This is a genomic window from Streptomyces sp. R41, assembly GCF_041053055.1.
Lineage (GTDB): Bacteria > Actinomycetota > Actinomycetes > Streptomycetales > Streptomycetaceae > Streptomyces.
Genome location: NZ_CP163443.1, coordinates 5,482,288 through 5,500,973, shown reverse-complemented (window position 1 = coordinate 5,500,973; position 18,686 = coordinate 5,482,288). Strand labels below are relative to the sequence as shown.

The 18,686-nt window shown below is 72.0% G+C and carries 19 protein-coding genes and 1 pseudogene; 10 read left to right on the top strand and 10 right to left on the bottom strand.

The window, feature by feature from the left end:
* The first annotated feature begins 95 nt into the window (after window positions 1–95).
* A complete protein-coding gene (locus AB5J53_RS25225) occupies window positions 96–242 on the top strand; it encodes a hypothetical protein (protein WP_369247926.1) in 147 nt (48 codons plus the stop codon).
* On the opposite strand, the gene AB5J53_RS25220 is transcribed toward AB5J53_RS25225, so the two are convergent.
* The 5 genes from AB5J53_RS25220 to AB5J53_RS25200 all read right to left on the bottom strand — a co-directional run bounded on the left by AB5J53_RS25220 (window position 243) and on the right by AB5J53_RS25200 (window position 7,428).
* Complete coding sequence (locus AB5J53_RS25220) at window positions 243–1,313, bottom strand: fatty acid desaturase (RefSeq protein ID WP_369247925.1); 1,071 nt, start codon at window positions 1,311–1,313, stop codon at window positions 243–245.
* Window positions 1,314–1,340: 27 nt separating this feature from the next.
* Window positions 1,341–2,453, bottom strand: coding sequence for a ferredoxin reductase (locus AB5J53_RS25215; RefSeq protein ID WP_369247924.1), 1,113 nt, complete (start codon window positions 2,451–2,453; stop codon window positions 1,341–1,343).
* A gap of 651 nt (window positions 2,454–3,104) precedes the next feature.
* Complete coding sequence (locus AB5J53_RS25210) at window positions 3,105–3,560, bottom strand: (2Fe-2S)-binding protein (protein ID WP_369247923.1); 456 nt, start codon at window positions 3,558–3,560, stop codon at window positions 3,105–3,107.
* 10 nt (window positions 3,561–3,570) lie between these two features.
* Entirely contained in the window at window positions 3,571–5,673 is a 2,103-nt protein-coding gene (locus AB5J53_RS25205) for a molybdopterin cofactor-binding domain-containing protein (RefSeq protein WP_369252448.1), read from the bottom strand.
* 183 nt (window positions 5,674–5,856) lie between these two features.
* On the bottom strand, window positions 5,857–7,428 hold the full coding sequence (locus AB5J53_RS25200; protein ID WP_369247922.1) for a protein kinase: 1,572 nt from the start codon (window positions 7,426–7,428) through the stop codon (window positions 5,857–5,859).
* Between the two features lie 414 nt (window positions 7,429–7,842).
* On the opposite strand from AB5J53_RS25200, the gene AB5J53_RS25195 reads away from it, so the two are divergent.
* The 3 genes from AB5J53_RS25195 to AB5J53_RS25185 all read left to right on the top strand — a co-directional run bounded on the left by AB5J53_RS25195 (window position 7,843) and on the right by AB5J53_RS25185 (window position 9,461).
* Entirely contained in the window at window positions 7,843–8,457 is a 615-nt protein-coding gene (locus tag AB5J53_RS25195; protein ID WP_369247921.1) for a DUF5994 family protein, read from the top strand.
* Window positions 8,454–8,741, top strand: coding sequence for a hypothetical protein (locus AB5J53_RS25190; RefSeq protein ID WP_369247920.1), 288 nt, complete (start codon window positions 8,454–8,456; stop codon window positions 8,739–8,741). The genes AB5J53_RS25195 and AB5J53_RS25190 overlap by 4 nt, the downstream gene beginning before the upstream one ends.
* Window positions 8,742–8,867: 126 nt before the next feature.
* Entirely contained in the window at window positions 8,868–9,461 is a 594-nt protein-coding gene (locus tag AB5J53_RS25185) for a hypothetical protein (RefSeq protein ID WP_369247919.1), read from the top strand.
* Between the two features lie 43 nt (window positions 9,462–9,504).
* Here AB5J53_RS25185 and AB5J53_RS25180 read toward each other — a convergent pair whose 3' ends face one another.
* Window positions 9,505–9,900: a DUF5994 family protein gene (locus AB5J53_RS25180; protein ID WP_369247918.1), complete on the bottom strand. Its 396-nt coding sequence runs from the start codon at window positions 9,898–9,900 to the stop codon at window positions 9,505–9,507.
* A 290-nt stretch (window positions 9,901–10,190) separates the two neighbouring features.
* Between AB5J53_RS25180 and AB5J53_RS25175 the strand changes: the two genes are divergently transcribed.
* Window positions 10,191–10,583: a molybdopterin-binding protein gene (locus AB5J53_RS25175; protein ID WP_369247917.1), complete on the top strand. Its 393-nt coding sequence runs from the start codon at window positions 10,191–10,193 to the stop codon at window positions 10,581–10,583.
* 13 nt (window positions 10,584–10,596) lie between these two features.
* On the opposite strand, the pseudogene AB5J53_RS25170 reads toward AB5J53_RS25175, so the two are convergent.
* From AB5J53_RS25170 to AB5J53_RS25160, 3 genes and pseudogenes are all read right to left on the bottom strand, one after another.
* Window positions 10,597–11,856, bottom strand: a pseudogene (locus AB5J53_RS25170) (NAD-dependent formate dehydrogenase).
* Window positions 11,857–11,975: 119 nt separating this feature from the next.
* A complete protein-coding gene (locus tag AB5J53_RS25165) occupies window positions 11,976–12,908 on the bottom strand; it encodes a LysR substrate-binding domain-containing protein (RefSeq protein ID WP_369247916.1) in 933 nt (310 codons plus the stop codon).
* Between the two features lie 48 nt (window positions 12,909–12,956).
* A complete protein-coding gene (locus AB5J53_RS25160; RefSeq protein ID WP_369247915.1) occupies window positions 12,957–13,502 on the bottom strand; it encodes a molybdopterin-dependent oxidoreductase in 546 nt (181 codons plus the stop codon).
* 175 nt (window positions 13,503–13,677) lie between these two features.
* On the opposite strand from AB5J53_RS25160, the gene modA reads away from it, so the two are divergent.
* From modA to AB5J53_RS25145, 3 genes are all read left to right on the top strand, one after another.
* On the top strand, window positions 13,678–14,502 hold the full coding sequence (gene modA, locus AB5J53_RS25155) for a molybdate ABC transporter substrate-binding protein (RefSeq protein WP_369247914.1): 825 nt from the start codon (window positions 13,678–13,680) through the stop codon (window positions 14,500–14,502).
* Complete coding sequence (locus AB5J53_RS25150) at window positions 14,499–15,365, top strand: ABC transporter permease (protein WP_369247913.1); 867 nt, start codon at window positions 14,499–14,501, stop codon at window positions 15,363–15,365. The genes modA and AB5J53_RS25150 overlap by 4 nt, the downstream gene beginning before the upstream one ends.
* A 99-nt stretch (window positions 15,366–15,464) precedes the next feature.
* A complete protein-coding gene (locus AB5J53_RS25145; protein WP_369247912.1) occupies window positions 15,465–16,574 on the top strand; it encodes an ABC transporter ATP-binding protein in 1,110 nt (369 codons plus the stop codon).
* Here AB5J53_RS25145 and AB5J53_RS25140 read toward each other — a convergent pair whose 3' ends face one another.
* Window positions 16,575–17,432 (bottom strand): FkbM family methyltransferase, encoded by an 858-nt coding sequence (locus AB5J53_RS25140; RefSeq protein WP_369247911.1) that lies wholly within the window; start codon window positions 17,430–17,432, stop codon window positions 16,575–16,577.
* 160 nt (window positions 17,433–17,592) lie between these two features.
* Here AB5J53_RS25140 and AB5J53_RS25135 point away from each other — a divergent pair, with 160 nt between their 5' ends.
* A complete protein-coding gene (locus tag AB5J53_RS25135) occupies window positions 17,593–18,057 on the top strand; it encodes a cupin domain-containing protein (protein WP_369247910.1) in 465 nt (154 codons plus the stop codon).
* A gap of 189 nt (window positions 18,058–18,246) precedes the next feature.
* On the top strand, window positions 18,247–18,666 hold the full coding sequence (locus AB5J53_RS25130) for an ATP-binding protein (protein WP_369247909.1): 420 nt from the start codon (window positions 18,247–18,249) through the stop codon (window positions 18,664–18,666).
* Window positions 18,667–18,686 lie beyond the last annotated feature (20 nt).

Sequence of the window (18,686 nt, the reverse complement as noted above, 5' to 3'; positions counted from 1 at the left end):
CCTCGTCGAGGAATTCGACGTCATCGATCTGCTGCAACGGCTCTCCACAGGCCTGCGTCGAGCTCCTCGACATCTCGACGGCCGGGAACCTGCTCGTGGACGAGCACGGCGAACTGCAGATCATCGCCGCCGCGGGCGAACGCACGTGCCTCCTCGAGCTGTTCGCGCTCCAGCACGACCAGGGCCCGTGCGTGGAGTGCTACCGCACCGGCAACGGGCAAGGCGTGCTACCCGGTGGCTGATCACCCCGGTACCGCATGACGCGCGACGCGCCCCCACATGGACACGTACTGCCGCCACAGCGGACCGGTGACGTACGGGATGCCGTACTTCTCGCACAGGCCGCGCACCCGGGGCGCGACTTCGGCGTAGCGGTTGCTGGGCAGGTCGGGGAAGACGTGGTGCTCGATCTGGTGGCCGAGGTTCCCGGCCAGCAGGTGCAGCAGGAAGCCGCCTTCGAAGTCCGCCGAGCCCTGGATCTGCCGCACGTACCACTGGCCGCGGCTCTCGCCCTCGATGTCGTCCTCGGTGAAGGTCCGTACGTCCGTGGGGAAGTGGCCGCAGAAGATGACGGTGTGCGCCCAGACGTTGCGCAGGCCGTTGGCGGTGAGGTTGCCGAGCAGGCACGGCAGTGCGGAAGGGCCCGCCAGCAGCGGGAAGAGGACGTAGTCCTTGGCGCACTGGCGCACCGCCTTCCGCGTCAGCCCCGCGATCTCGCCGAGCAGGCTCCACACGCTCTTGCGGCCCCCGGCCACCGCGTCCGCCTCCAGGTCGTACAGGGCGATACCCCACTCGAAGACGGGCGCGAGCAGAGCGGCGTACAGCGGCTGCAGGAGGTGGACCGGGCGCCAGGGCTGCTCGGGGCTCATGCGCAGGATGGTGTAGCCGAGGTCCCGGTCGCGGCCCACGACGTTGGTGTACGTGTGGTGCAGGTGGTTGTGGGTGTGCTTCCAGGAGTCGGCGGGCGTGAGGAAGTCCCACTCCCAGGTGGTGGAGTGGATCGCCGGGTCGCCCATCCAGTCCCACTGGCCGTGCAGGATGTTGTGCCCCAGCTCCATGTTCTCCAGGGTCTTGGCGGTGGCGAGCAGGGCTGTGCCCGCGAACCAGGCGGGCGGCAGCAGCGAGACGGCGAGCGCCAGACGACCGCCCGCCTCCAGGCCGCGCTGTACGGCGATCACCGTACGGATGTAGTGGGCATCCTCCGCTCCGCGCCCGGCGACGACCTCGGCACGGACGCGGTCGAGTTCGGCGCCGAACTCGTCGGTCCAGGAAGGGGGCTTGGGGGGCGGGGCTGCTTCGACGGTCGAGGTCATGAAGGGCTCCTTGGGGGTCGGGAGGGCTCACAGGCCGAGGGTGAGCGGACCTGCCGCGGCGTTGACGCAGGTCTGGATCAACTCACCTTTTGTGCCGTGCACTTCGCCCGTCCGCAGATCGCGCACGCGTCCGTGCAGCAGGGGCGCCAGGCACCCGAAGCAGATGCCCCGGCGGCATCCGTACGGCATCGGTACGCCCGCGGACTCACCGACTTCCAGCAGAGGAACCGCGGCGGTCGAATCAGCGACCACGCCGCTGCGCTCGAACCGCACCCGACCGCCGGACGCGTCCGTGCCGGGCGCGAGCAGCGGAGCCGGGCGGAAGCGCTCCACGTGCAGCCGCTTGCCCGCACCCCACCGCTCTCGCAGTACGTCGAGCAGGCCGGCCGGGCCACAGGCCCAGGTCTCCCGGTCCCGCCAGTCCGGGCAGAGCGCGTCGATGTCGGCGAGGGTGAGCCGCCCGGCCGTCCGAGTGTGCCGCTCGTGGAGGCACAGCCATGGCAACCGGGCCGCCAGAGCGGCCAGTTCGGCGCGGAACAGGGAGTCGTCCGGGCCGGGCGCACTGTGCAGAAGTACGACGTCGGGGACCGCCCCGGACCGACGGGTGAGCGTACGCAGCATCCCCATCACCGGCGTGATGCCGCTGCCCGCCGTCACGAACAGCAGCCGGGCGGGCGCAGGGTCCGGCAGTACGAACTCCCCCTGCGCGGGTCCGAGTCGAAGGACCGCACCGGGAGGTGTGCGGTGCACCAGGTGTGGGGACACCTGGCCGCGCGGGTCCGCCTTGACCGTGATCGTCACCTCGCCGCCCGTCGCGTCCGGTGGTGAGGCGAGGGAGTACGTACGCCAGTGCCGTACGCCGTCCAGCTCGACGCCGACCGGGAGGTACTGCCCGGCCCGGTGGCCGGCCCACCCTCGCCCCGGCCGGATCACCAGCGTGGCGGCGTCCGGCGTCTCGGTCCGGACCGCGGTGACCACGCCCGAAGGGTGCCGGGCGGACAGCAAAGGATCGATGAGGCCGAGGTAGTCGTCCGGCAAGAGCGGGCTGGTCAGCCAGCCCAGGACTGAGAGAAGACGATTGCCGATCCGGCCGGCGAGGTCCGGGGACAGCAACGGAAGCGGAAACGCGAAGGCGGGCATGCGCGGGCCCTTCCGAGGGGACACCGGGACGGGCTCACGCCAGCGAACCACGGCAGGGCGCCGGGCAGGAGGCGCGAGGAGGCGTTCCCGCCAACCGTCCCGCCGCTTTGGCCTGGCAGGGCGCACACGGCGGGGCGGGGGCCCGCGCGGCCGGGTGCCGTGGGCTGGAACGACGGCGGGCACTCGAGGCAACGGGATCCGCCCCGAATGTCCGGATCGAGCCTGTGCGCTGCGCCCGAGGACGGCCGCGCCTTCCCCGACAGCCGAATGTCGCCGCACCGAGGAGAGTCGCGATCTACGGCGAAAGGCGCAGGTCAGCGCCGTATCGGCGAGTGGCCGGGCGCGTGATCGGGCTCGTGATCGGTTGCGGCGGGATGCGTGGTTCTCACGGTGGGCTCCAAGAGAGCTGAGCTCTGCTTCAACTCGCGTACGAGTTCTGCTCGTTGGTCAACGGATGGTCAAGTCTCCGGGTTCCCCGCACGTGCCGCCTCCCACGGACGGGACCTTCTGACGGGCAGAGCCCCACGGCGGGGTCCGGGGCGGAGCCCCACGGCGGAGTCCCCGAACGCGCTGAACACGAAGACCCGTCCGGGCGGCCGATGCGGCGGCCGAGCCCTCGACCGCCGCGGCCGTCAAGAAGCGTCGAGCCCCTCAGCCCTGGGCGGAGGCCTTCTTGATCGCCTCGCGGATCCGGGAGTACGTGCCGCAGCGGCAGACGTTCTCGATGCGGTCGATGTCGGCGTCCGTCGGGGTGGACGTCTTCTTGAGGAGGGCCGCCGCGGCCATGATCTGTCCGGGCTGGCAGAAGCCGCACTGGGCGACGTCGCGGTCGAGCCAGGCCTGTTGGACCGGGTGGAGCGTGTCGCCGTCGGCCAGGCCCTCGATGGTGGTGACCTTGCGGCCGGCGCAGTCCGCGACCGGGACGACGCAGGGCTGGATCTCCGCCCCGTCGAGGTGGCTGGTGCAGGCGCGGCAGACGCCGACCCCGCAGCCGTACTTGGGTCCCGTGACGTCCAGCATGTCGCGCAGGACCCACAGCAGCGGCATGTCGGCCGGCGCCTCGACGGTGACCGGCTTCCCGTTGAGCAGGAAAGAGTAGGAGGGCATCGGCACCGTCTCAGAAGTTGATCGGGAATCGGCGGGGGCGGGTACCCGTCGCGCGGGCGTAGGCGTTGGCGACGGCGCCCGCCGCAGCGGGGACGCCGAGTTCGCCCGCCCCGCCGGGGTCCCGTCGGGAGGGCATGATGTGCGCCTCGAAGTGCAGCGGGGCGTGCCGCTGACGGGCGTAGTGGAAGTCGGCGAAGCTGCCCTCGCGGACGGCGCCCCGGTCGATGTGCAGGCCCGCCTGCAGCACGGTGGAGATGCCGTCGGTGGCGGTGCCCATGAGCTGGGCCTCCAGGCCACGCGGGTTGACGGCCGTTCCGACGTCGGCCGCCATCACCACCTTGGTCACCCGGGGTTTCTTCGGGTCGGTGGCGTCGATCTCGACCAGGCAGGCCACACAGGAGCCGTACTCCTCGTGGACGGCCACGCCCTGGGCCTGGCCGTCCGGCATGGCCCGGCCCCAGTTCCCGGCGCTCGCGACCTTGTCGAGCACGGCCTTGACCCTCTTGCTCCTGAGTGTCGTACGCCGGAACGCGACCGGGTCCTCGCCCAGGCTCCCCGCGACCTCGTCGACGACGATCTCCTCCGCCGTCCGCATCGTCCCGGAGTCCACCGAACGCCAGGCGCCGAGAGGCATCGCCAGCTCCACCCCGCCCGAGTCCCCCGAGACGCGCCCGAAGTTGTACAGGCCGCTGTCGCTGGGCAGCGGCCCCGCCGCCCGGCTGACGGAAACGGCGCCGGTGACGCCGCCCTGGGCGGCCGGACCCTCCCGCTCATAGGACTCGTTCACCGAGGCCATCATGTGGGTGAAGGCCACCACCCTGCCGCCCGCGTGGCTGGCCCGGATCCTGTGGTGGCTGGCCGGGCGCATCCGGCCGTGCCGGATGTCGTCGTTGCGGCTCCACATCAGCTTCACCGGCCGGTGCGCCGCCTTGGAGATCAGGGCCGCCTCGATCGCGGCGTCGAAGTTCAGCCGCCGTCCGAACGAGCCGCCGCCCCGCGTGACATGGACCCGTACCTTCGACGCCGGCAGCCCGACCGCCGAGGCGATGCTGTCGCGCGCGTCCATCGGCGTCTGGGAGGAGAACCAGAGCTCGGCACGGTCGGCGCGCACGTCCGCGACCGCGGTCAGCACCTCCATGGGGGCATGGCTGACGAACGCGAACTCGAACTCGCCCGTCACCTGCCTCGTTCCGAGCAGCGGGGTCCCGAGCGGCGGGACGGCGGCTCGCAGCCGGGACCGGATGGCGGCGTCGGACAGCGCCGCGAGCGGGCCCGGCGCCCAGGTGATCCGCAGGGCGTCCCTGGCCTTGAAGGCGTGGTGGAAGGATTCCGCGACCACGGCGACACCACCGGCGACCCTGACGACCGCGTGCACGCCCGGCAGGGCGCGGGCCGCCCGGTCGTCGACCGAGACCACCTTCCCGCCGAGCGTCGGCGGACGCGCCACCACGGTCGGCTTCGCTCCGGCCACCTTCAGGTCCCCGGCGTACTTCGCCTTACCGGTGACGATGTCCCGCGCGTCGATCCGCGTCGTCGGCCGCCCGATCACCCGGTGCTCGGACGCCGGTTTGGGCTTGGTCGACACGGCGGGCCGGTGGATCCGGGCGGCGCTCTCGGTCAGCGACCCGAAGGTGGCCGTACGCCCGTCGGGGGCGATCACCATCGTGTCCCGGGTACGCAGCAGCCGTGGCGACAGGTGCCAGCGCCGGGCGGCCGCGGTCACCAGCTTGGCGCGCGCGGTGGCCGCCAGCTCGCGGGCGGGACCGTACAGCGAACCGACCGAGTTCGAGCCGCCGGTGTACTGGTTCCCCTTGGTCCGGGCCTCGGCGAGCGGAATGTCGACGTCGGCGAGCCGGGCGTCCAGCTCCTCGGCGATCATCATGGCGACCGCGGTCGTGATGCCCTGGCCGACCTCGACGCGCGGCAGCCGTACGACCACCCTGTTGGCCGCGGTGACCTCCAGGACCAGCATCTCCTCGTCAGTGCCGGTCACGAGGACGTCGGAAGGGGTGCGGACGCCGTCGGCGGTGGGCTCGACGCCCTCCGCCGAGGATCCGTCGCAGCCGAGCGGCGCCGCGACGGTCAGGGTGGACGCCGCCAGCGTGTAGACCATGAACCTGCGGCGGGACAACTGACGGGCCACCAGACAGTCCTCTCCGAGCACCCGGGTTGGTTCGACTGTTATCTAGGAGGGGCCAGTCCTCTTCCGGGTTGCGTACCCGGGGAGTTGATTTGAACGCGCGCACCGCCTTCCGCTCACCCGAAAGTGTGCGTCGCTACGCGGCCGGTGCGCGCTTCAGTCGGTGCGGAAGCCTGCCTTGACCTTGTCGAAGACCGGGCGGTACTTGTCCCAACGGGCCTCCGGCGCCGAGAGGTAGATGTCGTACTCCTTGCCGCCCTCCTGCCCGAAGCCCAGGTCGATGGCGCGGAACGCCCGCACCCGCCCCTTGAAGGTGAACTCCCAGACCGCCGCGGCCTTGCCCTGGAAGGCGGTCCGCTCCATCCGGATCCTCCGGTACGTGGCGTAGTTGAGCTTGGTGTTCGCCTCGATGTTCTTGAAGTGCGACTCGGGGTTCGGGCCCGCGGGGTCCACCGTGCCGACGGTGAGCTCCACCAGGCCGGACGGGTCGGTGTAGCTGACCTGCTCGGAGCTCGGTTTGCCGCGCTTCCAGCCGTCCGGGACGGCATAGGAGGCACCCAGCGTCTTCTCCTCCACCAGGTGGAAACCCTTGGGGACAGGCGCGGCCGTGGGCGTGGACGTGGACGCCGCAGCGGTGCCGTGCGCGCGCGAGCCGCTGTCGCGGTGCGCTGCCATGTACAGCCCGCCCGCGACGGCCGCGCCCACGACGGTCAGGGCGAGCGCGCTCAGGACGAGAGGGCGGCGCTTGCGTCCGCCGCCACCGCGGTCCGTGTCCTTGCCCTTGCCCTTGCGGCGACCGCTGCCATCGTTGTCGAGGGTCGTGGGATCCGATGGCCGCGTGGGCAGGGAACGCGTCGGTGCCGGCTGCGGCCCCGGCTGCGACAAGGGCTGCGTCTGCGGCTGGGTCGGAGCCTGTGCCGCCACCACCCGCAGCGCCCGCTCCGTCTCCTCCATCGACGGCCGCTCCGCCGGGTCCTTGGCCAGCAGGGCGTCGATGAGGGGTTCGAGGGCCCCGGCCTGCTTCATGGGGATGAGCGGGTCGACGACGATGGCGTACGCCGTCTCGACCGCGGTGTCCTTGCGGAACGGGGGCCGTCCCTCGACGGACTGGTACAGGGTCGCGCCCAGCGCCCAGAGGTCCGCGGCGGGACCGGAGTTCCGGCCCTTCATCCGCTCGGGGGCGATGTAGTCGATCGACCCGACGATCTCGCCGGTCTTCGTCAGCGTCGAGGTGCCGCTCGTCATCGCGATGCCGAAGTCGGTGAGCACGACGCGGCCGTCGGCGCCCAGCAGCACGTTGCCGGGCTTGACGTCGCGGTGCAGCACCCCGGCCGTGTGCGCGGCACGCAGCGCGGCGATCATGCCAAGGCCGATGCGGGCGGCCTCGGCGGGCGGGAGGACCTCGCCCCTCTTGAGCAGCCCGTCGAGGGTGGTCGAGGGGACGTATTCCATGACGATGCAGGGCAGCCCCTGGTCGTCCACGACGTCATGGACGACGACCACGTTGGGGTGGGCGATACGGGCGGCGCTGCGCGCCTCGCGGCGGGTGCGCTCGTAGAGGGTGGCGAGCTCGTCGTCGGTCAGATGAGGCTGGACGTGCAGCCGCTTCAGGGCGACCTGACGGCTGAGGACCTCGTCCTCGGCGCGCCACACGGTGCCCATGCCACCGCGGCCGATCCGGTCGATCAACCGGTAGCGCCCGGCGACCAGCCGCCCCTCGTCCGACACTGCGCGCCCCTCGCCGACGTTCCTGGTGCTCCTGGTGGTCTTGCCTGGTGTTCGATTCGCATCGACACGCAGCGACACCATAGTCGCCGCGGCTTTCCGGGACTGTGGCGCAGGCCATGCGGGGGGACTCGGGCCCGGCGGCGGGAGAACCCGCCGGACGCGGCCACGCACCCATCGGCAAACACGGCGGCCTGGGCCGCAAGCCGTGAACGACGCAACGGCACAGAGGCGGGCCCGGTCGTGCTCGGCGGGAGCGGGAAACTCGACGTCCTCCGGGCGGTCCTTTCGGGGGCGTCGCGGAGTAGTTTTGAGTCACCGAGGGCACTTCGCATACCGGCTGCCATGCCGGGGTCGTTCTCGGTGAGAGATTCACACCGGGTCGTCCACAGGCCGTCCCGGGGACGGGTCGGCATCATGTCTTCGACCTTCGACCACCGCGATCCGCCGCCGCGGCAAGAGCGGCCCGACGCCCCGACCGCACGCCTCGCGCTGAAGGCCACGGGTGCCTCGCGCGGGCTGCTGGACGGCGCCTGGTGGCCCCGCTCACGAGACCTGGCGCGGGAGCTTCCCGCCCTGATCGATGTACTCGACCCCCTGTGGGGCCGCATCACCCGCATCGCCGTCAACCCCACGCACTGGCCGGTCGTCCCGCGCCAGATCCCCGTCCGGGGGCACGTGGTGAAGGTCGGCTGGTTCACGACGGAGCTGGACCCGCACAAGATCCTGCTGCTGTCCTACACCGCCGGCCGCTGGGACCTGCTGGTGATCCCGCCCGGTACCGGGGCCGCCTCGGCCGCCCGTCTCATGAAGGCCGCGGTCGAATACGACGGCCCGCCGCTGACCGCGAGCGCGCTCATGGCGGCGGAGGCGGAGTCGCCGCACGACGTCTCCGCGGCCGACCGGACGCCGGATCCCGAGGAAGCGGAGGAATCCTGGGAGTACGAGGGCGGCGCCTCCTCGATCCACACGATCGGCACTCCCCTCACGGCCGCTCCCGAGCGGCCCAGCCGCCTGATCGTGGGGATGTGACGACCGTGGACGCAGGCCTGACCGTCTCCGCGTTCCTCGTTCTGATCGCCATCGCGACGTACGTCCTGCACCGGCTCAACCTCCAGCAGGCCGACCGCATCGCCCTGCGCTCGTACGGCCGGCCCCCGTCCGGTGGACGGGCCGGCACCCCCGCCGACGGCGACAGCGCGCAGCCCTCTCCGCCACCGCTCGCACCACCCGCCGTGCACACCCACCGCGACCACCGCGACGGAGGCCGCGGCCGCTTCCGCCCACGCCGCCGCACCCGCGGGTCACGTGGTTAGGAGCGCTGCGCACCACCCGCGCGACGGGCAGAACGCGCCGGGGCCTCGCGGCCCGTTTACCCCGTCGGCTCCCGCTGTCACCATGCCGAGTCGGGGATGTCCGTCCCGCGACCGGTGGAGGCCCGTATGGCAGAGGTGTACTTGCGCAGGCTGTCCCGGTGGCAGGCCGAGCAGCAGCGGCACTCCGTCGCGGACGTCCACGTCACGGCGTACCGAGGTGCCGCGGGTGCCGAATACCGCGACCGTCAGGGCTTTCTGAGCCGGTTCGAGCAGCATGTGCAGCGCACCGGCTTCGACATGGTGGTCGCCGACGCCACCGGCCTGGTCGGCTGTGCGTACGGCTTCCGGGCGGATCGCGCGGGCGAGTGGTGGGCCGGATTCCGGGGCGACCTGCCGACGGAGATCGAGGAACTCACCGCCTCCGGAAGGACATTCCTGCTCGCCGAGCTGATGGTGCTGCCGGCCCACCGACGGGAGGGCATCGCGACCCGCCTCGGCGAGCGGCTGCTGGCACGGCTCGCCACCGACCTGGTCGTCGCCGCCGTGGACCGGCCCGTCGACGACGGTCGTGAGAACGCGGCGGCGCAGACCCTGCATGCCTGGGGCTGGTCGCAACTCGGCGAACTCGCTCCCCGCGCCTTCTCGGACGCCGGATCCGGCGCCGGTCCCGGCCGGGAGACGGTTGCTCAGGAGGTATGGATCCGCAGGCCGTTGCGGTGATCCCACGCCACGGCCGTCCGACCGGCCCGGCCCCCGCCTCCCGTCAGCCGGCGTCCACCGCCGCGGCCGCCATCAGCGGCTCGGCGTCCGCCGCGTCCACCTCCGGGGGTACGACCAGCAGGTCCCAGCGGCCCCGGCCCTGGCTGAGCAGGCCGATGGTGTGCCGGCCGTGCGCGCCGGCCGCCCTGCGCAGCCGTACGACATGGTTGGCGACGAGCATGCGCCCGGGCGACGCCGGCCACATCGCCGTGTTCACGGTGACGGCGGTGATCTGTCCCCACGCACGTGGCAACGCGCCGATCAGCAGCGGGAGTTCGGTGAGGAGATCGCGCGAACGGGGCCACCAGGCGCCGTCGATGCGCCGCGGCATGACGCTGTGCGGCGCCAGACGCAGGCGGGCGAGGGGCAGGGAGGGCAGGGGTTCGACGACGGTGGCCATGAAGGCGCTCCTGTCTGGGGCACGACTCGAAGGGCGTGCCGGTGGCTCATTCGGGTGCGCGGGCTACGGGCTCCGGTGACGTCCCAGGGCAGAACCGCCCCGGGCGAGGATCTCCCCGGCGTCGTCGTGAACCGAGGACGAGACCGGCCTGACCACCGGCGTACGACGTGCCCTCGGTCCCCTCAGCCTACTCTGCCTTGCGGAAAGGGGGACTTGCGGCGAGTGGGCGCGCGGGCCCCGGGAGCGGATTTGCTTGCAGCTGCAATGATCTCCTGCCTATCTTGGCGCGTATGCAGTCCTACACCATCGGCCAGGCCGCCCGGCTCCTCGGCGTGAGCCCCGACACCGCCCGGCGGTGGGCGGACGCCGGGCGGGTGGCCACGCATCGGGACGAGGGCGGGCGGCGGCTCATCGACGGGCGGGATCTCGCCGCGTTCTCCGTCGAACTGGCCCGGACCGGCGGTGAGGAGGGCGCCTCCTACACCTCCGTCCGCAACGCGTTCCCCGGCATCGTCACCGCCGTCAAACTCGGCGATGTCGCGGCCCAGGTGGAGATCCAGGCGGGGCCGCACCGGCTGGTCTCGCTGCTGACCCGGGAGGCTGTCGAGGAACTGGGCCTGGAGGTCGGCATGGAGGCCACCGCCCGGGTGAAGTCGACCAACGTGCACATCGACCGCACGTGAGCGGACGTACGGTTTACGACTCTGCCGTCGGCGTCGCACCAGTCGCCGTCGACCTCGAGTACGAGTGCGCCCCCGTCCCCGCCGGCGCGCCGCCGTCGACGATCAGGTACTCGTCGCGGATCGGGGCGCCGTCCAGCCACGACTCCAGGATCTCCCGGGTGCCCGCCGCGTAACGGGCCTGCGCGGAGAGCGAGGAACCCGAGATGTGCGGGGTCATGCCGTGGTGCGGCATGGTGCGCCAGGGGTGGTCGGGCGGCGCGGGCTGCGGATACCAGACGTCACCCGCGTATCCCGCCAACTGCCCACTTTCCAGGGCCCGTTCGACCGCGTCCCGGTCGACGATCCTCGCCCGCGCCGTGTTGATCAGATACGCCCCGCGCTTCATCGCGCCGAGCAGCTCGTCGCCGAACAGGCCCTCCGTCTCCGGGTGCAGCGGCGCGTTGATGGTGACGACATCGCTGTGCGGGGCCATGTCGGCGGCGGTCGGGTGGAAGGTGAGACCGAGCTCCCGCTCGACGGCCTCCGGCAGCCGATGCCGGTCCGTGTAGTGCAGCTTCACGTCGAAGGGGGCGAGGCGCCGCAGCACCGCGAGGCCGATGCTCCCCCAGTGCCTAAAGGGCCTGGGGGCACCCCCAGGCGGCCACCGTGCCGACGTGCATGCCCTCCAGGTCGTACGAGCGGGCCACGCAGTCGGCGATGTTCCAGCCGCCGTCCAGCACCACCTGGTGCGCGGGCAGGTAGTTCCGTACCAGCGAGAGCGTCATCATCACCACGTGTTCGGCGACGCTGATGCTGTTGCAGTACGTCACTTCGGCGACCTCCCCCAGCTCTCAACTCCGTTCGAGCAGGGGGGACCCCCATCGCCGTGCGCGATGGCCGCGTCGAGGTCGACGTGGTCGGAGCCGATGCCGGCCGTGATCGCCAGCTTCAGGTTCTTGGCGGCGGCGATGCGCTCGGGGGTCAGGTACGCCGGCCAGAACGGCTGCGAGACGACGACGTCCGCGTCGGGCAGCTCACGGTCGAAGACCGAACCGTCACCGTCCTTGTCGGAGGTGACGACGAGGGTGTGCCCGCGCTCCTCCAGGAAGCGGCGCAGGCCGAGTTCGCCGGTCACGCCGCCGAGGAGGTGGCCGGGGGTGAAGTCGGTCGCCTTCGGGGTGGGCGTGGTCTGGCCGCCGGCGTAGTGGTCGATGACCGGGAGATCGTCCCGGGCGTACGTCGTGGGGTATCCGTCGGTCGGGTCGTCGTACAGCACGCAGAGCACCTTGGCCATGACGCGGCTCTCCTCAACTCCGTTGATCGGAAGGTGCTTTTCACGATCCTCGGGGTCGATCGCGCTGGTCAAAGCGAACGTTGCTATGCCCGGACAGCCGGCGGCTATCAGCTGCTCCGTCAGCTCCGCTCGCCCAGATGCTCCTTCAGCAGCGCGTCGAGGGCATCCCGTACGCCCGCCTCCCGCGCCACCTTCAACAGCGCCTCCGCCAGGACGGACTGAGGCTCCTCCCGGGCCACCACGATCCCGACCCTGGGCCCGTGCGCGGGCCCCTCCAGCGGCACCACCCGCATCCCGTCCGGCACCCCGAACATGTGCAGCCAGGCGTGCGAGATCACGCTGGACCAGCGGCCGCCCGGCAGCTGCGCGTACAGCCCGGCGACGCTGTCCGACTCGATCGCCGGGGCGGCCGTCGCGCCGTCGGCGGCGAAGCACTCGTCCATGATCCGGCGGTTGCGCATCCGGGGGCTCAGCAGACACAGCGGCAGCGCCGCCGCGTGCGCCCAGCGGGCCGTCGGCGCCGTGGCCAGCGGGCCGTCCACCGGAGTGAGGAGCACGTAGTGCTCCTCGTACAGCGGGAAGCGGCGTGCGTGACGCAGCTCGTCGTCGTCGAGGTACGTCATCGCCGCGTCCAGCTCGAACTCGGCGAGACCGTGGCTGATCTCGGCGGACGACAGCGACTCCAGGCTGACCCGGGCCCGCGGGTGCCACTCGCAGAACGGGGTGGTGAGGAGGGACGCGGCGGGCAGCGCGGTGGGGACGATGCCCAGGCGCAGGGTGCCGGTCAGGCCGCCGCGCAGCGTCGACAGCTCCTGGCGCAGGGCGTCGCGCTCGGCGAGGATGCGGTGCGCCCAGGCCAGTACGACCTCACCCTCAGGGGTGAGCCCCTCGTACTTCCTGCCCCGCCGCACGATCGGCACGTCCAGCTCGTGTTCCAGCCGGCGGATCGCCGCCGACAGTGACGGCTGCGTGACGAAACAGGCCGCCGCCGCCCGCGCGAAGTGCCGCTCCCGGGCGAGCGCGACCAGGTACTCCAGCTGGCGCAGCAGCACGGGTCACCTCCATCGGCGGGTCAGCGTCGCAGACGGCGGGCGGTCCTGTCACGGGGCTGACCCGGGACCGGGTGTGGCCGGCCCTGGACGCGGCGGCTCGGTGGCCTCAGTCGCGTCGGCCGTCCACGACGTATAGCGGCCGTCCACCCGTATCGCGTTGATGCCGCTGATGTGCCGGGCGCCGCAGCGGTCCTGGGGCAGCACCAGCTGGGGGCCGGCCCTGTCGAGCGGGGTGTCGTCGATGCCGACCGCCAGCAGCACCGGGGAGTGCGCGAAGTCGGGGTCGATCTCGGCCCAGGTGAGCAGGGCGTGGTGGCCGTCCGAGCCCGTCACCGCGATGAGGAAGCGCAGGCGGTCCTTGCGGCGGGCCGGGTCGAAGACGGGTCCGGCCGCGTGCAGGACGTCGTGCAGCAGCGGTCCCTCGAAGCGGTGGTGCTGTACGCCGCTGGTGGCGCAGTCGAAGCTGACCCGGACCCGGTGCTGGGGCCAGGCCAGCAGGTCGGGCACGGTCAGCCGGGCGGGACGGGCCAGGTCTCCGGTCAGGGTCAGCTCCGCCACCGGACGGACGGGCGGTTCCGTAAGGGACTGGGTCACTGGGTACCACCTCCCGGAAGACGGTACCCGCGGCACCGACCCGTACAAACGCACATGCGTACATCCATGCGCCGATCACCCGGCTCATGCGATGCGACAGGAGACTTCCGGGTTGCATCTGCGCCAGTATGATCGGCGTATGCATGACTGAGGCTTCCGAGGGAGTAGAACCGTGATGACCCGTACCGCACGCCGGACCCGCCGGACTCTGCGGGTGGCAGGCGCCGGCGCCGCCGCGCTGCTGGCCCTGAGCGCCTGCTCCTCCTCGTCCGACTCCTCGGGCAAGCCGGACTCCTCGGCCTCCGCCAAGGACACCTCGAAGCTCTCCGGCACGGTGACCGTCTTCGCCGCCGCCTCCCTCAAGGAGAGCTTCACGGCGCTGGGCAAGGAGTTCGAGAAGGAGCACCCCGGTACGAAGGTGACCTTCAGCTTCGGCGGCAGTGACACGCTCGCCGCGAGCATCACGGGCGGCGCCCCCGCCGACGTGTTCGCCGCCGCGAGCCCCAAGACGATGGCCATCGTCACGGACAAGAAGGACGCGGCGACCACGCCCGTCACCTTCGTGCGCAACCAGCTCGAGATCGCGACCCTCCCCGGCAACCCCGACAAGGTCGCCTCCCTCAAGGACCTCACCAAGTCCGGCCTCAAGGTCGTCCTGTGCGACAAGACGGTCCCGTGCGGCGCCGCCGCGCAGAAGGCGCTGGACGCCGGCAGCCTCAAGCTCACCCCGGTCTCGTACGAGCAGGACGTCAAGAGCGCCCTGACGAAGGTGGAGCTGAAGGAGGCCGACGCCGCCGTCGTCTACAAGACCGATGTGAAGGCGGCGGGTGACAAGGTGGAGGGCGTGGAGTTCCCCGAGTCGGCCAAGGCCATCAACGACTACCCGATCGCCCTGCTCAAGGACGCGCCCAACGCGGCCGCGGCGAAGGCGTTCATCGAGCTGGTGAAGTCCGCCGAGGGCCAGAAAGTCCTGACGGCGGCCGGGTTTCTCAAGCCGTGACGACCGGGCTGGACACCTCCGACGCCGCGGCCGACACCCTGACCGGTGGGCCGCGGCGCGGGCGCGTCCGGACAGGTACGCGGCGCGGCGCGCCGTTTCCCCTGCTGCTGCCCGCCCTCGTCGGCCTGGCCTTCCTGCTCCTCCCCCTGTTCGCCCTCCTCGTGCGGGCTCCCTGGCGCAGCCTGCCGGACCAGCTGACCAGCACGGAGGTCTGGCAGGCGCTCCAGCTGTCCCTGGTCACCGCCACGGCGGCCACCGCGGTGAGCCTGGTGCTCGGCGTGCCCCTCGCCTGGCTGCTCGCGCGCACCGACTTCCCGGGGCGCGGCTTCGTACGGGCCCTGGTGACGCTGCCGCTCGTACTGCCCCCGGTGGTGGGCGGTGTGGCCCTGCTGCTGGCCCTCGGCCGCAACGGGGTCGTCGGGCAGTGGCTGGACTCGGCCTTCGGGATCACGCTGCCGTTCACCACGGCCGGGGTGATCGTGGCCGAGGCGTTCGTCGCGATGCCGTTCCTCGTGATCAGCGTGGAGGGCACGCTGCGGGCCGCCGATCCGCGTTACGAGGAGGCCGCCATGACGCTGGGCGCCTCCCGCTTCACCGCGTTCCGCCGGGTCACCCTGCCGCTGATCGCGCCCGGGATCGCGGCGGGTTCCGTGCTGGCCTGGGCCCGCGCGCTCGGCGAGTTCGGCGCGACGATCACCTTCGCGGGCAACTTCCCCGGCCGTACGCAGACCATGCCGCTGGCCGTGTACCTGGCCCTGCAGAACGACCCCGCCGCCGCGATCGCGCTGAGCCTGGTGCTGCTGGCCGTGTCGATCGCGGTCCTCGCGGGACTGCGGGACCGCTGGATGACGGCGGCGTCATGACGAACGGGTACGAGACGATGGCGGCGCCACGACGGACGGACGGATACGAGACGGTGATGGCGCCATGACGGACGCAACCGCATGGATGAGGGTGACGTCATGACGGGCGCACCTCTCGAAGACCCGCCCCCCGCCGCCGACCGGGCCTTCGCCGACGAGCGACCCGACAAGGGCCTCGACGCCCGTCTCGTCGTCCATCGCGGCGCCTTCCACCTCGACGTCGCGCTGACCGCCGCCCCCGGCGACGTCGTCGCGCTGCTCGGGCCGAACGGCGCCGGCAAGACCACCGCGCTGCGCGCGCTGGCCGGACTCACCCCGCTGTCCGACGGCGGGCATCTGCGGCTGGACGGCGCCGCGCTGGACCGTACACCGCCCGAATCCCGTCCCGTCGGCGTCGTCTTCCAGGACTACCTGCTCTTCCCGCACCTGACCGCCCTCGACAACGTGGCCTTCGGACCGCGCTGCCAGGGCGTGGGGAAGGCGGAGGCACGGGCGCAGGCCGCCGTATGGCTGGACCGCATGGGCCTGGCCGACCACGCCGGGGCCAAGCCGCGCCGCCTCTCCGGCGGGCAGGCGCAACGCGTCGCCCTCGCCCGCGCGCTGGCCACCCACCCCCGGCTGCTCCTGCTGGACGAACCGCTCGCCGCGCTCGACGCCCGCACCCGCCTCGACGTACGTGCCCAACTGCGGCGCCACCTGGCCGACTTCGAGGCCGTCGCCGTACTGGTGACGCACGACCCGCTGGACGCGATGGTGCTGGCCGACCGGCTCGTCGTCATCGAGCACGGCCACGTCGTCCAGGACGGGACACCGTCGGACATCGCCCGGCATCCGCGGACCGACTACATCGCCCAGCTGGTCGGCCTCAACCTCTACCGGGGGCAGGCCGAAGGGCACACCGTACGGCTCGACGCGGGCCCGGCGATCACCACGACCGAGGACCTCGGCGGACCGGTCTTCGTGGCCTTCCCGCCCGGCGCCGTCACCCTGCACCGCGACCGCCCCACCGGCTCCAGCGCCCGCAATCTGTGGCAGTGCCGGGTGAGCGGGCTGGAATCCCACGGCGACCAGATCCGCGCGGACCTCACCGGCGAACTCCCGCTCGCCGCCGACCTGACGACGGTCGCCGCGGCGGAACTCGACCTGCACCCGGGCACCCCGGTCTGGGCGACGGTGAAGGCGACCCAGACGCACGCGTATCCAGCGTGACTAGTCCGTGTCCGTGGCCGGTACGGCGGCCGCGCGCACCATCACGCAGTCGAACTCCACCACCCGGCCCGTCGCCGCTTCCCGCGACACCGGGTACATGCCCGTGATCTCGAACCCGCTCTCCTCGTACACGGCGATCGCCTCGCCCATCCGGGGGCTGCCCTCGTACAGCCGCAGCGTGGCGACCTCCGACTGCATCCCGACGAACTCGGGGACGCGGTCCCCGGCGCCCGCGAACACCTCCAGGTCGTACCCCTGGGTGTCCATCTTCAGATAGGGCCGCGGATCGGTGATCCCGGCCAGCGCCTTGTCCATCACCCCGTCGAGGCGGCGGATCTCGATGTCCTCGGTACGTGTCTTCGCGAACCGCTTGTAGCGGTCCTTGCCGTAATCACTGGGCGGGAGGAGGGAGTTCATGGTGTTCCAGCCCACGTGGATGGACTGCGTGGCGTCCTCGCGGCCCAGTCCGACCTGGTACACCCACCAGTCGGGGTCCTCCTCGGCGGCCTTCTGGAGCTTGGCGAAGGCCTCCGCCGTGGGTTCGAAGGAGACGATCCGGCCGCTGTAGCCGAGGCGGCGCAACTGCCGTCCGTACTGGCCGGCGTTGGCGCCCACGTCGAAGACGCAGTTCACCTCGTACCGCTCGAGGAGCGCCGCGACGTGCTGCCCGCACAGGTAGGCCGCGGCCGCAATCTGGAACCGGCGTTCGTCGGCCGCCGTCGCCTTCTCGTCGAGGAGGAGGCGGGCGCCGGTGTCCCCGAGAGACACGCTCTTCCAGGCCGCGGTCTTGCCCCGCAGCACCAGATCAGCCCCCCGGCCCACCGGAACGCGTCTGCGCTCGCCACTCCGGTAGACCACCGCTGTACCCGAACCGAGATCCAGGACCCGCACCCCTATCCGGGGAAGCAGCCCTAGCAGTTTTCTGTGAAGGGTCGGCATACCCATACCCTTTCAGACATGCCGGGGCGTGCACCGGGAGTTGGTTGAACCGGCTTCATCTGCGTGGTACAGCCATGTGGTGACCTCTCCAGAGACGCCTTCCGCCGTCCCTCCGCTGGCCGCCGAACTGGGTATGCAACAGCACCCCGAGGGCGGCTGGTTCGTCGAGACGTGGACGGCGCCACAGGCCTTCCGCCCCGACGGCTACCCCGGCCCCCGCGCCGCCGCGAGCGCGATCTACTTCCTGCTCACCCCGCACGACACGTCCGCCTGGCACACGGTGCGCTCCGACGAACTGTGGCTGTGGCATCGCGGTGGCCCCCTGGACCTGCTCCTCGGCGGCGACGGCAGCACGCCCGAGTCCACCCCCACGGTCGTCCGCCTCGGCCCCGCCGTCGAGGCCGGTGAACGCCCCCAGGTCCTTGTCCCCGGCGGCGTCTGGCAGTCCGCCCGCCCGGCAACTGATCAGGAGGTCCTGGTCAGTTGCGTGGTGGCCCCCGGCTTCGACTACGAGGACTTCCGCATGCTCGACTCGGGGCTCTGATCAGGGCTCCGACGCCTGCCCGGACGGCTCCGTGGCGGCTTTGTGACGTACGGCGCTGGTTGCGGATCACCAGGGGTGGGCATCACCCGGAGGCAGGACCGGCCGCGCACCGTTTCGCGCGGATCCCGGTCGGCGGGGATGGAGCCGCCGGGTGCCGGTTGTCCTGGAGGGGGAAGAGAGGTGTCAGTCATGCGTGCGCACCAGCGCGCCGTCCGGCCGACCGCCCGCGTGGAGTACACACTGCCGCGTACGGCCGTCTCGGCGGGCAGGGCCCGCAGGTTGACGTCGGCGTTCCTCACCCGGCCGCGGCCGCGGTTGGCTGCGCCGACGGCCGACCAGGTCGACGACGCCACGCTGATCGCCTCGGAACTCGTCGCCAACGCCATACGGCACGGCCGCAGCGGCTGCCGGCTGCGCCTGCAGCTCGGGCACGGGCAGCTGACCGTCGAGGTCCACGACGACAGCCCCGGGCGGCCCCGCGTCGGCCCGCTGGACGCCGAGTCGGAGAGCGGCCGCGGTCTCGCGATGGTCCAGCAGCTCGCCCACAGCCTGGAGGTCGTCAGCACCGGCTTCGGCGGCAAGACGGTCCGCGCGGTCCTGTCGGTGTAGTACCGCGACCGGCGTACGGG